11 protein-coding genes and 2 pseudogenes are annotated in these 13,288 nt (G+C 60.1%); 6 read left to right on the top strand and 7 right to left on the bottom strand.

The features are described from left to right. Positions 1 to 27 precede the first annotated feature (27 nt). The 5 genes and pseudogenes from ALO43_RS02985 to ALO43_RS03000 all read right to left on the bottom strand — a co-directional run bounded on the left by ALO43_RS02985 (position 28) and on the right by ALO43_RS03000 (position 4,506). Positions 28 to 807, bottom strand: coding sequence for an N-acetylmuramoyl-L-alanine amidase (locus tag ALO43_RS02985; protein ID WP_024669163.1), 780 nt, complete (start codon positions 805 to 807; stop codon positions 28 to 30). 94 nt (positions 808 to 901) lie between these two features. Next, positions 902 to 2,119 (bottom strand): annotated as a pseudogene (locus ALO43_RS31985) (GGDEF domain-containing protein); the annotation flags it as partial. Positions 2,120 to 2,419: 300 nt separating this feature from the next. Continuing rightward, positions 2,420 to 2,980, bottom strand: a pseudogene (locus ALO43_RS31990) (hypothetical protein); the annotation flags it as partial. Continuing rightward, positions 2,977 to 3,852: an endonuclease/exonuclease/phosphatase family protein gene (locus tag ALO43_RS02995; protein ID WP_024690859.1), complete on the bottom strand. Its 876-nt coding sequence runs from the start codon at positions 3,850 to 3,852 to the stop codon at positions 2,977 to 2,979. The pseudogene ALO43_RS31990 and the gene ALO43_RS02995, both read right to left, overlap by 4 nt. Positions 3,853 to 3,861: 9 nt before the next feature. Then, positions 3,862 to 4,506 carry a thiol:disulfide interchange protein DsbA/DsbL gene (locus ALO43_RS03000; RefSeq protein WP_054997087.1) on the bottom strand — a complete coding sequence of 215 codons (645 nt, stop codon included), beginning with the start codon at positions 4,504 to 4,506 and terminating at the stop codon, positions 3,862 to 3,864. A gap of 427 nt (positions 4,507 to 4,933) precedes the next feature. On the opposite strand from ALO43_RS03000, the gene yihA reads away from it, so the two are divergent. Next, positions 4,934 to 5,569: a ribosome biogenesis GTP-binding protein YihA/YsxC gene (gene yihA, locus ALO43_RS03005; protein WP_053481047.1), complete on the top strand. Its 636-nt coding sequence runs from the start codon at positions 4,934 to 4,936 to the stop codon at positions 5,567 to 5,569. A gap of 242 nt (positions 5,570 to 5,811) precedes the next feature. Here the strand turns inward: yihA and polA are convergent, their stop codons facing one another. Beyond that, positions 5,812 to 8,577 carry a DNA polymerase I gene (gene polA, locus ALO43_RS03010; RefSeq protein ID WP_054997088.1) on the bottom strand — a complete coding sequence of 922 codons (2,766 nt, stop codon included), beginning with the start codon at positions 8,575 to 8,577 and terminating at the stop codon, positions 5,812 to 5,814. Between the two features lie 74 nt (positions 8,578 to 8,651). Here polA and ALO43_RS03015 point away from each other — a divergent pair, with 74 nt between their 5' ends. Together ALO43_RS03015 and ALO43_RS03020 are read left to right on the top strand one after the other, a co-directional pair. After that, on the top strand, positions 8,652 to 8,939 hold the full coding sequence (locus tag ALO43_RS03015; protein WP_024669166.1) for a DUF2782 domain-containing protein: 288 nt from the start codon (positions 8,652 to 8,654) through the stop codon (positions 8,937 to 8,939). 37 nt (positions 8,940 to 8,976) lie between these two features. Further along, entirely contained in the window at positions 8,977 to 9,927 is a 951-nt protein-coding gene (locus ALO43_RS03020; protein WP_024690861.1) for a homoserine kinase, read from the top strand. A 290-nt stretch (positions 9,928 to 10,217) separates the two neighbouring features. On the opposite strand, the gene znuA is transcribed toward ALO43_RS03020, so the two are convergent. Beyond that, a complete protein-coding gene (znuA, locus tag ALO43_RS03025; protein ID WP_005887986.1) occupies positions 10,218 to 11,159 on the bottom strand; it encodes a zinc ABC transporter substrate-binding protein ZnuA in 942 nt (313 codons plus the stop codon). Positions 11,160 to 11,226: 67 nt separating this feature from the next. Between znuA and ALO43_RS03030 the strand changes: the two genes are divergently transcribed. From ALO43_RS03030 to znuB, 3 genes are read left to right on the top strand one after another with little or no spacing between them, the layout of a single operon-like run. Beyond that, a complete protein-coding gene (locus ALO43_RS03030; RefSeq protein WP_005887988.1) occupies positions 11,227 to 11,709 on the top strand; it encodes a Fur family transcriptional regulator in 483 nt (160 codons plus the stop codon). Next, the gene (gene znuC, locus ALO43_RS03035) at positions 11,709 to 12,497 is read left to right on the top strand and encodes a zinc ABC transporter ATP-binding protein ZnuC (RefSeq protein WP_005887990.1); all 789 of its coding nucleotides are present in this window, start codon (positions 11,709 to 11,711) and stop codon (positions 12,495 to 12,497) included. Before ALO43_RS03030 ends, znuC begins: the two co-directional genes overlap by 1 nt. Beyond that, on the top strand, positions 12,490 to 13,278 hold the full coding sequence (gene znuB / locus ALO43_RS03040) for a zinc ABC transporter permease subunit ZnuB (RefSeq protein ID WP_005887992.1): 789 nt from the start codon (positions 12,490 to 12,492) through the stop codon (positions 13,276 to 13,278). The genes znuC and znuB overlap by 8 nt, the downstream gene beginning before the upstream one ends. The last annotated feature ends 10 nt before the right edge of the window (positions 13,279 to 13,288 follow it).

Below are 13,288 nucleotides of genomic sequence, written 5' to 3' on the forward strand. Positions count from 1 at the left end.
CAACACGCTGTTGATTGCGCCATGCGGTCAGTTCGAGTGGTTAAGCACCTGCAGAATTGCCGCGCTCTGGGCGTCAGGTTCGCCTTCGAAACGGGCAGGGCGGTAGTGCATCTGAAAGGCGGCCAGCACCTCGCGTGTCGCGACGTCGAGCTCTCCGGTCTGCGGTGTGCTGTAGCCCAGGCGCGCGAGCTGTTGCTGAAACCAGCTAATGCTCGGCAGATTGACTGCCAGCAGCGCCTGACGTTGCGCAACCAGTGCTTCATCGGGCCAGACGCCAAGCCCTTCAGCGGCCAAGCGTTTCCACGGGAATAACGGACCTGGGTCTTGCTTGCGCAAGGGTGCAATGTCGCTGTGACCGATCACGTGCCTGGGGTCGATTTTGTTGCGCTTGACGATGTCTTTGAGCAGCACCGTGATCGACTGGACCTGTGCCTCGGTGTACGGATACCACAAGCGACCTGTCGGGGTGTCCTTGAAGCCCGGGTTGACGATCTCGATGCCTATCGAGCTGGAATTGAGCCATGTGCGCCCTTCCCATTCGCTCTCGCCAGCGTGCCATGCCCGGGCATTTTCATCCACCAGCTTGTAGATCGTGGCCTGCTTGTCGTCGCCGATCAGGTAATGAGCGCTGACCTCGCCGTGGGTCAGCAATTGCAGGGATCGCTCCATCGACGTCGAGGTGTAGTGCATCACGACATACTGAACCCGGTTGTCGAAATTCGCCGACGGATGACTGGTGTCCAGCTTGGGGCCGCTGGAGCACGCCGTGAGGATGAGCATGAGGAGTGCAGAGAGATACAGCTTCATGGGATTGGCAGCGTCGGGAGGTAATGAAACATCATAACAAAACGCAGAAGAAATGCTTCACCGTCGAAACATTCGTTCAGTCAAAATGTTTCAGTCAGCCTTGCTCTACCCGGTTGCGACCGTTTTCCTTGGCTTTGTACAGCGCCTGATCAGCGCGTTTGATAGCCGTATCGCTACGTTCGCCCTGTCGCAGCGCGGTGACTCCGAGGGATACGGTGATCGTGACGCGTTCGCCCTTGAAGTGGAACGGGCACTCTTCGACCGCCGTGCGCAGTTCGTCAAGCAGCGTCAGCCCTGTGCCGATAGGTGTGGCGGGCAGCAGCATGACGAACTCTTCACCGCCGAATCGGGCCATGAAGTCGTTCGGCCGCAGACGTTTTTTGAGGACGTTGGCGACAATCTTCAGCACCTTGTCGCCTGCCAGATGGCCGTACCCGTCGTTGATGCGTTTGAAGTGATCCAGATCGAGTATGCACACCAACAGGCTGTTTTTCGCTTGTTGCCACTGGGTCATCTCGAGTTCGAGGCGCTCGCCCCAGGCGGCACGGTTGGCAAGGCCGGTGAGGGGGTCAATCAAGGCTTTCTGGCGCTGTTCTTCCAGGTTGCTTCTGAACCCCAGTGCTTCCTGTTCCATGCTCGCCACACGAGCCGAAAGGCTTTGCAGTCGGGATGCAACCTCTTGCTCGCGGTCGTCGCGTTTACGCTGATAGTGGTCCATGGTGCTGAGCAGGCCTTCCAGGCGGTTATCCAGCACCTGCTTCAGACTGGTCAGGTCGGAGGCGTCCTGAACGCTGGTTTGCAGGCCGCCTACCTGTTCGCGCAACTGTTCGCTCAGGTCACGAGCAGTGGACTGAACCTCGGCGTGGTCCTCACTGGCGGCTTGCAAGTGGCTCTGGAATGATTCGAGCCGCTCGTTGAGCTGCTTGAGGTAAATACCGAATTCCTGCTGGCCACCGTTATTGATCGCCAGCATGAGCACGGCCAGGTCATCCAGAATAGGCAGCAGCTCATACCAGTTGAGCCCATGTTTCAGGCGTAGCTGCATATCCTCGACCTGCGGCCGAAAATGCTCCGACAAGGTCAGGTCGTTGAGCAGGCCCAGCAGTGTTTCTTCAATGTGAGAAGCTACCGAGCTGTAGCTGGGCTCGGGGGAAGAGGGCAGCGCGTAACCGTCATCGTCTTCAGCATCTTCCGGGTCTGGTGCGGGGGCTTCTTCATGCTCGTCGAGTGGCATGACGACCGGCGCCGGGCGTTGCTGGTAAGGCACGCTCGGTATGGGCGCGAGCCTGTCCGTGAAATCGACGGGTTCGACGTACGCATAGGCGCTTTCAGCGATCGGCACGGCAGCGACTTCGGGTGCTGACGGAGCAAAAGGCTCGACAACCGGTGAGGGCGCATCAGGTTCGGCGAGCGCTACGGTGGCCGGTGGGGCGGTTTCAGTCACAGGCTCAGGCACTGCCGAGTGTTCGATGACAGGCTCTGCGATCTCTACCGGCGCTGGCGTGAGGGGCGGTGGGGATGCTGTTGGCGCAGTGGCCGATTCGAGCGCTTCAGGCGTCTCTTCTCGAGGTTGTGGCGCAGGGGCGGGCGTATCGGTTTGAACGGTTTCAGCCTGCGCCGCTTCAGAAGGGTGTTCACTACCGTGCCCTTCCCGAGTGCCGAACAAGCGTTGCAGCAAGCCCTGGCGCGGCCCTTCTTCACTTTTTTCAAGCTGGCTGAGGGCCTGTCCCTGCAGGTTGCTCAACTCGCCGAGCAGCAGGGGCAGCTCGCGTGCCTGCGAGGCTCGCTCTTCGAGGTCTTTGGCGAAGCGCTTGAGTGGCTTGCGCGTCTCTCGTGACAGAGGAAGTGCCTGCAATTGCGCAACCAGTGCAGTCAGTGCCGAGCTTATCTGCCCGACCCGCACTTCACGGCGTTGCTCGGAATCCAGCACTGCTTTTTCAAGGCGCGGGATCAAGGCCGCAAGGCCGGCGTCCATGTCGTCGGTGCGGACGATTTCGCGCATTTCCTTCATGCATTCATCGACCGCCCGGTCAGAGCCTTCTGCCGCGAGGCTGCTGCGCACCAGACCGCGACGCAGCAAGTCGAGCCGCGCATCCCAGCGCTTTTCGAGCCTGTCCTGTTGCTCGATCCCTTTAAGGTATTTCTCTTTCCAACGCTCCGCGTCGTCGCTCATGCAAGGCTTCCACCAGAGGGCACAGGCAGTGAGTCCCCACGCAGTGAAGCTGGCAGGCGAATCTCGACGGCAACCGGCAGGTGATCGGAAATGGGTTGGGCCAGCACCTGCACCCGTTCGAGCGTCAGGGTAGGGCTGAGCAAAATGTGATCAAGACAACGTTGCGGTCGCCAGCTTGGAAAGGTGGCTTCGATCTGCGGCGCCAGCAGGCCCAGATCCCGCAGCGGCGAGTGTTCCAGCAGATCATTGGCGTGGGTGTTCATGTCGCCCATCAGCACTTGATGACGATAGCCGCCGATCAGTTCGCGAATGTAGGCCAGTTGCCGAGTGCGCGTGCGCGTGCCGAGGGCCAGGTGCATCATGACCACCACCAGCGCGTCCTCGCCCTCGCCGAAACGTACGAGAATGGCACCGCGCCCGGCAGGGCCGGGCAGCGGGTGATCCTCGATCTTGGTTGGGCGCAAACGGCTCAGCACGCCATTGCTGTGCTGGGCAAGGCGCCCGAGGTTGCGATTGAGCTGTTGATACCAGTACGGGAAGCCGCCTAGTTGAGCGAGATGCTCGACCTGGTTGACGAAGCCGGAGCGCATGCTCCCGCCGTCGACTTCCTGAAGTGCCACCAGATCGAAATCGTTGATCAGCTCACCGATTTTCTGCAGGTTGCCGGCACGTCCGCCATGCGGCAGCAGATGCTGCCAGCTGCGCGTCAGGTAATGGTGGTAACGCTGTGTACTGATGCCGACCTGAATATTGAAGCTGAGCAAACGCAGCCTGCCGTCTTCCGGCAAGCCGTTTTGCATCAGATGATGTTCGTTGACCTGCGGATCATGCAGGCCAACGATACGCGGGCTACCTTTGCCCCAGCGGCGCATGACGAGCGCTTACTTGGCGGCTGCAGCAGCCGCCCGCTCTTTGGCAATCAACTGGTCGGCTACCTGCAAGGTCGCTTCCGGACCACCGGCAGAGCCCAGGTCAAAGCGGTACTTGCCATTGACGATCATGGTTGGAACGCCCGTCACTTCGTACTTCTTGGCCAGTTCCTTGTACTGCGCGATCTTGCCTTTTACGGCGAACGAATCGAACGTCTTGAGGAAGTCTTCCTTGTTGACGCCCTGAGTGGCGACGAAATCGGCCATGTCGTTCTTGTCGGTCAGACGCTTGCCGCCTTTCTGGATGGCGTCGAACACCGCAGCGTGAACCTTGTGTTCTACGCCCATGGTGTCGAGGGTGATGAACAGTTGACCATGAGCATCCCACGGGCCGCCGAACATGGCCGGGATACGGACGAAGTGTACGTCGGACGGAAGTTTTTCAACCCACGGGTTGATGGTCGGCTCGAACGCGTAGCAATGCGGGCAGCCATACCAGAACAGTTCGATGACTTCGATCTTGCCCGGCTCGGCCACAGGCACAGCGCTTTTCAGCTCGGCGTATTGCTTGCCGGCCTCGATAGGCTCGGCGGCCTGGGCGGACATACCGAACAGACTGGCGGCAACCAGTGCGGCGCTGATGATCAGATTACGCATGCTTTACTCCTGAGCAGATTGGATCGCTTTCAAGCGACGGTGTTTCGACCGGGCGCGAAAGCCTGAGTTCGTTAGTGTAACGCTGAGGTTGTAAAAATGGGCGGCCTTGGATGGCCTTTTTGCATAAGGAGTGAAGCAGGTCATGTCTGAATGTTCCAGGCGCCCGCCAGAGCATTGTAATAAGGGGCGTCGAAGGTTCTGGGCGGGTGCCGCATTGCCCCGGCGGACCCGATGCTCAGCAAAAACCTTTCAGGATGAAAGCAGACTGCGTTCTAATGCGCGCATATGTCTTGCTTCGTCGTTGTTGTCGTGCAGACGGCAGGCGAAAACACACACAGAATTTGCAGCACTATATACTCTGCGCACCCCAATGAAATCGACACCTCTTGCCGCACCCTTTGCAGGCAAGGCCTTCACCGGAAATCACATGCAACTCAAAAACCCTATTCTCGGTCTGTGCCAACAGGCCACGTTCATGCTCAGCGCCGCCAAGGTCGACCAATGCCCCGATGACGAAGGTTTTGAAGTCGCATTTGCCGGTCGCTCCAATGCGGGCAAGTCGAGCGCGCTGAACACCCTGACCCACGCCAGCCTGGCGCGAACGTCCAAGACGCCAGGGCGTACGCAGCTGCTGAACTTCTTTGGGCTGGACGAAGACCGTCGTCTGGTCGACCTGCCGGGTTATGGCTACGCCAAAGTGCCGATCCCGCTCAAGCTGCACTGGCAGCGTCACCTGGAAGCCTATCTGGGCAGTCGCGAAAGCCTGAAGGGCTTGATCCTGATGATGGATATCCGTCATCCAATGACTGACTTCGACCTATTGATGCTGGACTGGGCGATCGCCAGCAACATGCCGATGCACATTCTGCTGACCAAGGCCGACAAGCTGACCTATGGCGCAGCCAAGAACACGCTGCTCAAGGTTCAGGCCGAAATTCGCAAGGGCTGGGGCGATGCTGTGAGCATCCAGCTGTTCTCTGCGCCCAAGCGCATGGGGCTGGAAGAGGCCTACACCGTTCTGGCCGACTGGATGGCGCTGGAAGACAAGGTGCCTGCGGAGTAAATCGCAGGCAAAAAAAGACCCCGGACTTCGCATGGGGAGGGGGAAGTTCCGGGGCTTAAGGTCCAGACCTTAGGGTGGGATCTGGATATATGCCAACACTTAACACAACTAGGAGCACGATGGATTTTTCAATCAATCGGAACCTCTGACTGCTCTGCAAAAGGTTAAGTTCCAGCAGTGAAGAAAAGTTCACATTTCCTTCAGGGTTTGACGAACCTTCTTACAGGTTCGTCTTTTCAGGCTCAATGTGCCTCGTCCCAATTGTTGCCGACACCCACTTCCACCAGCAGTGGAACGGCCAATTCTGCCGCACCGCTCATGTGCGGACGGATCTGCTCGCTGATCTGATCGACCAGGTCTTCGCGAACCTCCAGTACCAGTTCGTCGTGGACCTGCAGAATGACCCGCGCATCCAGGCCGGACTCTTCCAGCCAGCCATTCACCGCCACCATCGCCTTTTTGATGATGTCTGCCGCCGTGCCCTGCATCGGCGCGTTGATTGCCATGCGCTCTGCGCCTTTGCGCAGGGACGGGTTCTTGGCGTTGATGTCCGGCAGGTAAAGGCGACGACCAAAGATGGTTTCGACAAAACCCTGCTCGGCAGCCTGGGCGCGAGTGCGCTCCATGTAATCCAGCACGCCAGGGTAGCGGGCGAAATAGCGGTCTACATAGGCTTGTGACTGCTTGCGGTCCACGCCGATCTGCTTGGCCAGGCCGAACGCGCTCATGCCATAGATCAGGCCGAAGTTGATCGCCTTGGCGCTGCGGCGCATGTCATTGGTGACGCCTTCCAGTTCGACACCGAAGACTTCCGCCGCTGTCGCCCGGTGAACGTCCAGGTCGTTGCGGAACGCATGCAGCAGGCCTTCGTCCCTGGCCAGGTGCGCCATGATCCGCAGTTCGATCTGCGAATAGTCCGCTGCCAGCAGCTTATAACCCTTCGGCGCCACGAATGCCTGTCGGATACGACGCCCTTCGGCGGTACGAATCGGGATGTTCTGCAGGTTCGGGTCGCTGGAGGACAGGCGTCCGGTCACGGCCACTGCCTGATGATACGACGTATGAACACGGCCTGTACGCGGGTTGATCTGCTCGGGCAGGCGATCTGTGTAAGTGCTTTTCAGCTTGCTCATCGAGCGGTACTGCATCAGTACCTTGGGCAGCGGGAAGTCCTGCTCGGCCAGTTCGGACAGCACGGCCTCGGCAGTAGAAGGCTGGCCGGTCGCCGTTTTGCTCAGGATCGGCATGCCGAGTTTCTCATAGAGAATCACGCCAAGCTGCTTGGGCGAGCCCAGGTTGAATTCTTCACCGGCAATCGCGAAGGCTTCGCGCTCCAGTGCGGTCATCTTGTCGCCCAGTTCGACGCTCTGGATGCCCAGCAGGTTTGCATCAACCAGCGCGCCCTGGCGCTCGATACGGGCCAGCACGGGCACCAGCGGCATCTCGATGTCGCTCAGTACCGGCTGCAGGGTCGGGATCGCTGCCAGGCGCGTTTCGAATACTTCATGCAGGCGCAGCGTCAGGTCGGCTTCTTCAGCGGCATAGTTGCCAGCCTGCTCGATGGCAATCTGGTCGAAGGTCAGCTGCTTGGCGCCCTTGCCAGCGATGTCCTGAAAGTTGACCGGTGTGTGCGTGAGGTACTTGGCTACCAGGCTGTCGCGATCATGGCGGGTCGCGGTGGAGTCCAGCACGTAGGATTCCAGAATGGTGTCGAACCGCACACCTTGCAAATCGATGCCATGAGCCTGATCGCCGCCGATCGCGCAGTTGGCGAGCAGGTTGATGGCGAACTTGGCGTGCTGACCGACCTTGGTCTTGTCCGGGTCTTCGAGCAGCGGCTTGAGCGCCTTAAGCACGGTGTCCCGATCCAGCTGCTGCGGAACGCCCATGTACGAGTGGGTCAGCGGGATATAAGCCGCTTCGTGGGTCTGTATAGCAAAAGACAGGCCGACCAGCTGCGCGCGCTGGGCGTCGGTGCCGTTGCTCTGCGTCACGAAGGCGAACAGCGGAGCAGCCTGAAGCTTTTTCAGCCAGGCATCGAAACGGTCCTGCTCGAGGATGACTTCGTATGCGGCTTCTTTAGCCGCCACGGTGGGCTCTTCGACCACAAGTTCCTGCCCGGCACGCTTGGCTTCGCGCTGCAGGTCTTCGATCCAGCTCTTGAATTCCAGCTCGGCGTACAGCTCCATCAGCGTGTCGCGGTCGGGCTCGCCGCAATGCAGCTGGTCCAGCTCGATTTCCAGCGGCACGTCGATCTTGATGGTCGCCAGCTCGTATGACAGGAAGGCCATCTCACGGTGTTCTTCGAGTTTGGCGGCGAGGGTCTTGGCGCCCCTGATCGGCAGGGTCGCGACCTTCTCGAGGTTGTCGTAAAGCTCCTTGATCCCGCCACCGACGCCGACCAACAGGCCGACTGCGGTTTTTTCACCGACCCCGGGCACGCCGGGGATGTTATCGACCTTGTCGCCCATCAGCGCCAGGTAATCGATGATGTGTTCCGGGCCGACGCCGAACTTCTCCTTCACGCCGGCCACGTCCAGCACGCTGCCGGTCATGGTATTGACCAGCGTGATATGCCCGTCGACCAGCTGCGCCATGTCCTTGTCGCCGGTGGAAATGACCACCGGGCGATCCGCCGCCGCGCTGCTGCGCGCCAGGGTGCCGATCACGTCATCCGCTTCGACGCCTTCGACGCACAGAAAGGGATAGCCCATGCCTTTGACGCAGGCATGCAGCAGATCGACCTGCACACGCAGGTCGTCCGGCATGCTGGGACGGTTGGCTTTGTAGTCGGTGTACAGCGCGTCCCGGAAAGTCCCGCCCTTGGCATCGAAGACCACGGCCAGCGGGCTTTCGGGGTACTGGCGGCGCAGGCTCTTGAGCATGTTCAGCACGCCCTTGACGGCGCCGGTCGGCAACCCTTTGGACGTGGTCAGGGGAGGCAGTGCGTGGAAGGCGCGGTAGAGGTAGGACGAACCGTCCACCAGGACGAGCGGCGCTTGGGTCATGAGCAGAATCAACCTTTTCGGCGGGGTCGGCGCTAGAATGCACGGACCATTGACGACAAAGGGACAAGGTTATCATGTGCAAGGTAAATCGACTGTTATTGACCGGCCTGTTGGCGCTTTGCCCTTTGCTTGCCGTGGCAGCGGAAGATCCGCCGTCGGCAGCGCCGGACGTTACCATTCGCACCGACGGCGACAGAACCATCAAGGAATATCGCCAGAACGGCTTCCTGTATGCGGTGAAGATCACCCCGAAGCACGGCAAACCCTATTTTCTGGTGCGCGCCGATGGTACAAGCCCTAACTTCATTCGTTCGGACCAACCGGATATGCTGATCCCTCAGTGGGAAATATTCAGCTGGTAGCACCCTTACATTCACTTTAATTGTTGGCAGTCCTGATATGTCCGTTTTTACCCCACTGGCTCGGCCCGAGCTGGAAACATTTCTCGCCCCTTACGGGCTCGGCCGTTTGCTTGACTATCAGGGCATTGCTGCCGGTAGTGAAAACACCAATTACTTCATCAGCCTGGAGCAGGGCGAATTCGTCCTGACACTGGTCGAGCGCGGCCCTGTCCAGGAAATGCCGTTCTTCATCGAGCTGCTCGACGTGTTGCACGATGCCAGCTTGCCGGTGCCCTACGCTTTGCGTACCACTGACGGTCAGGCCCTGCGCGAGCTGGCGAACAAGCCTGCGCTTTTGCAGCCGCGCTTGCCGGGCAAGCATATCAGCGAGCCCAATACCCAGCATTGCGTACAGATCGGCGAACTGCTGGCCAATCTGCATCTGGCGACCCGCGAGCAGATTCTGGAGCGCAAGACCGATCGAGGTCTGGAGTGGATGCTTAGCGAAGGCCGCAATTTCCTGTCGCACCTGGGGGATGCCCAGCGCACGTTGTTGGAAACCAGCCTTCAGGAAATCGAAGACCTCAAGCCGCAGATCATGGCACTGCCGCGCGCCAACCTGCATGCCGACCTGTTTCGCGACAATGTATTGTTCGAAGGGACGCACCTGACCGGGCTGATCGACTTTTACAACGCCTGTTCGGGGCCGATGCTCTATGACTTGGCGATCGCGCTCAACGACTGGTGCTCACGCGAAAACGGCCAGCTCGACGCGGTCCGCGCGCGCGCCTTGTTAGGCGCCTATGCCGGCTTGCGTTCGTTCACTGCTGCGGAATCAAAGCTTTGGCCAACCATGTTGCGCATAGCTTGCGTGCGTTTCTGGCTGTCACGTTTGATCGCTGCCGAGACATTCGCCGGGCAGGATGTGCTGATCCACGACCCTGCGGAGTTCGAGCGCCGCCTGGCTGAGCGCCAGACGCCACACATCGCTTTGCCGTTTGCGCTCTGACTGACGTCCAGGCAACTGAATGATCGTCCCCACGCCCCGCCTGCTTGCGAAGACGGTGTGTGAGTCGATGTATTTTCGTCGATTACACAGTCCCCTTCGCGAACAAGTTCGCTCCCACAATGCCCTGTGAGCAACTTGTGGGAGCGGACTTGTCCGCGAATAGGGCAGTACATTCACTGCATTTTCTGTGTCTGGCTATCGCCTTCGCGAGCAAGCGAAGCGTTGCCCGGCTCGCTCCCACGACCTCCGGCCAAAGTCAGAGGCGCACGCTGCGCCTCACATTCAAGCCTTCAAAGACTGCTCAGGCAACCCGCCAGATCATTCGCCAGCTTTTCCAGCATCTGCTCGTAACCCTGCGCAGTGGCCGGGGTGTAGCCGCCCAGCCCGTCGAGTTCCGCAAGCTTGACCGGCAGGCCTGCGCTCAGGGTCTCGGCCAAGCGTGGGCGCAGCGGCGGTTCGCTGAATACGCAGGTCTTGCCCACCGCCTTCAGGCGCTCGCGCATGGCGGCGACGTGCTGTGCGCCGGGCTGGATCTCGGCTGCGATGGCGAACACGCCCGCGTGCTTGAGCCCGTACGCTTCTTCGAAATAGTCGAATGCCTCGTGGAAAACGAAGTAAGGCTTGCCTGCAACAGCACTCACGCGACCCTTTATGCGCGCGTCCAGCGCATCGAGACGCTTGCTGAACGCTTCGGCGTTGCTGGTGTAGCGAGCCGCATTGGCCGGGTCTGCAGCGCTCAGGTCAGCAGCCATCTTCGCTGCGATGACCCGCGCGTTTACTGTCGACAGCCATAGGTGCGAATCGAGACTGCCAGGTCGGTGATCGTGGTCATGCTCGTCTGCATCGTGGTCATGGGCATGATCGTGATCATCGTGAGAAGCGTTGTCTTCACCAAAGTGGCGCAAGTGCATGCCTGGTAGCGATTGCACGGCTACCGAAGGCAACTTGCGGCCCTGAAGCACGCGCGGCAGGAAGGTTTCCATGTCTGGGCCGATCCAGTAGAGCAAATCGACTTCCCCGACGCGCCGTACGTCGGACGGGCGCAGAGCGTAGTTATGCGGTGATGCTCCGGGCGGCAACAGCACCTCCGGCTTGCCGACACCGTCCTGCACAGCCGCTGCAATCAGCTGCAATGGCTTGATACTGGTCAGTACTCTGACCTCGGCCTGAGCAGGAGCAACGATCAGCAGGCTGACCCACAAAACAGCAAGTAGATTGAAAAGACGACGCACGCGAATCACTCATATAAGTCAGGAACAGGTAACATAATAACGTCTCTAGCCAATATCGTCGCTGCTCATGCCCAATACCCCCCTGGCCAGTCGCCCCCATGATCATTCCCACTGCGTTCATTCGGCGCTCGCCGAAGCCGACGCTTTGTGCATAAAGCAGGGGCTGCGCCTGACTACATTGCGCCGTCGCGTGCTGGAACTGGTGTGGCAAAGCCACAAGCCACTGGGTGCCTACGACATCCTGGCGGTTCTCAGTGAAGAAGACGGTCGCCGCGCTGCACCGCCTACGGTTTATCGCGCGCTGGATTTCCTGCTCGAGAATGGTCTGGTCCATCGTATTGCCTCGCTCAACGCCTTCACCGGCTGCAATCACCCGACGCACGCGCATCAGGGCCAGTTCCTGATCTGCCGTGTGTGCCATGCCGCTATCGAGTTGCAACACCCCGCGATCAGCAATGCCGTGGTCGACGCGGCTGCCGGCGTGGGCTTCGCGGTTGAAGGCCAGACGGTCGAGATCGTCGGCGTATGCTCCGGCTGCAAGGCCGCCTGATGACAGATGCATTGATACGTCTGGAGCAGGTTGCCGTCACGCTGTCCGGGCAAGTGGTGCTGGACAACATCCAGCTCAGCGTGCGCCCCGGTGAAATCGTCACCTTGATCGGCCCTAATGGCGCAGGCAAGACCACGCTGGTGCGCGCCGTTCTGGGGTTGCTCAAGCCCGATTCGGGCACGGTCTGGCGCAAACCGAAGTTGCGTGTCGGTTACATGCCGCAAAAGCTGCACGTCGATCAGACCCTGCCACTGTCGGTGCTGCGCTTCCTGAGGCTGGTGCCCGGTGTGAGTCGTGCTGCCGCACAGTCGGCGCTCGAAGAAGTCGGTGCCGAGAAAGTCATCGACAGTCCCTTGCAGGGCATTTCCGGTGGTGAGATGCAGCGCGTCTTGCTGGCCCGCGCCCTGTTGCGCGAGCCGGAGCTGCTGGTGCTCGACGAACCCGTGCAGGGTGTCGATGTGGCCGGGCAGGCCGAGTTGTACAGCCTTATCACCCGGCTGCGCGATCGCCACCGGTGCGGTGTTCTGATGGTGTCCCACGACCTGCATCTGGTCATGAGCACGACCGATCAGGTGGTGTGTCTGAACCGCCATGTGTGCTGCTCCGGTCATCCCGAACAGGTCAGTCATGATCCGGCGTTCGTTGAATTGTTCGGCAAGAATGCGCAAAGCCTGGCGATCTATCACCATCATCACGACCACGCTCATGACTTGCATGGTGCGGTGGTGACTGACGCCGCTACGCACCCCCACACTCACGTTCATGGAGACAACTGCAAGCATGGCTGATTTTCTACTGTATGCCTTGCTCGCAGGCGTTGCCCTCGCTGTAGTTGCTGGTCCGCTCGGGTCTTTTGTGGTCTGGCGGCGCATGGCGTACTTCGGCGACACACTGTCCCACGCCGCGCTGCTCGGCGTGGCGCTTGGTTTTTTGCTGGACATCAGCCCGACCATCGCAGTGACATTCGGTTGCCTGTTGCTGGCAGTGGTGCTGGTGACGCTGCAACAACGCCAGCCGCTGGCGTCGGACACATTGCTGGGTATTCTGGCGCCAAGCACCCTGTCGCTCGGGCTGGTGGTGCTCAGCTTCATGCACGAAGTGCGTATCGACCTCATGGCCTACCTGTTCGGTGATTTGCTGGCGATCAGCCCTGATGACCTGGCCTGGATCCTGGGCGGCAGTGCGCTGGTGCTGGTGCTGATCGTTGCGCTGTGGCGACCGCTGTTGGCGATAACCGTGCATGAGGAACTGGCACGTGTCGAAGGCCTGCCTGTCGCCGCACTGCGCATGGCGCTGATGCTGTTGATTGCTGTGGTGATCGCGGTCGCGATGAAAATCGTCGGGGTCTTGCTGATTACCTCGCTGTTGATCATTCCGGCAGCTGCGGCACAACGTCACGCTCGCTCACCGGAACAGATGGCATTGGGCGCAAGCGTGCTGGGCGTGATTGCAGTATGTGTCGGGCTGTCATTATCATGGTTCAAGGACACCCCGGCAGGACCGTCTATAGTGGTATCCGCTGCGGCGTTGTTCTTGCTCAGCTTTGTTCTACCCAGGCGAGCGGTGTAGACTTGCTCGT

Source organism: Pseudomonas tremae (assembly GCF_001401155.1).
Taxonomy (GTDB): Bacteria; Pseudomonadota; Gammaproteobacteria; order Pseudomonadales; family Pseudomonadaceae; genus Aquipseudomonas; species Aquipseudomonas tremae.

Bases quoted from the DNA above. Each gene is read 5' to 3' on its own strand.
- ALO43_RS02985 (WP_024669163.1), bottom strand. From the start codon at position 807: ATGAAGCTGTATCTCTCTGCACTCCTCATGCTCATCCTCACGGCGTGC.
- ALO43_RS02995 (WP_024690859.1), bottom strand. From the start codon at position 3,852: ATGCGCCGCTGGGGCAAAGGTAGCCCGCGTATCGTTGGCCTGCATGAT.
- ALO43_RS03000 (WP_054997087.1), bottom strand. From the start codon at position 4,506: ATGCGTAATCTGATCATCAGCGCCGCACTGGTTGCCGCCAGTCTGTTC.
- yihA (WP_053481047.1), top strand. From the start codon at position 4,934: ATGCAACTCAAAAACCCTATTCTCGGTCTGTGCCAACAGGCCACGTTC.
- polA (WP_054997088.1), bottom strand. From the start codon at position 8,577: ATGACCCAAGCGCCGCTCGTCCTGGTGGACGGTTCGTCCTACCTCTAC.
- ALO43_RS03015 (WP_024669166.1), top strand. From the start codon at position 8,652: ATGTGCAAGGTAAATCGACTGTTATTGACCGGCCTGTTGGCGCTTTGC.
- ALO43_RS03020 (WP_024690861.1), top strand. From the start codon at position 8,977: ATGTCCGTTTTTACCCCACTGGCTCGGCCCGAGCTGGAAACATTTCTC.
- ALO43_RS03030 (WP_005887988.1), top strand. From the start codon at position 11,227: ATGCCCAATACCCCCCTGGCCAGTCGCCCCCATGATCATTCCCACTGC.
- znuC (WP_005887990.1), top strand. From the start codon at position 11,709: ATGACAGATGCATTGATACGTCTGGAGCAGGTTGCCGTCACGCTGTCC.
- znuB (WP_005887992.1), top strand. From the start codon at position 12,490: ATGGCTGATTTTCTACTGTATGCCTTGCTCGCAGGCGTTGCCCTCGCT.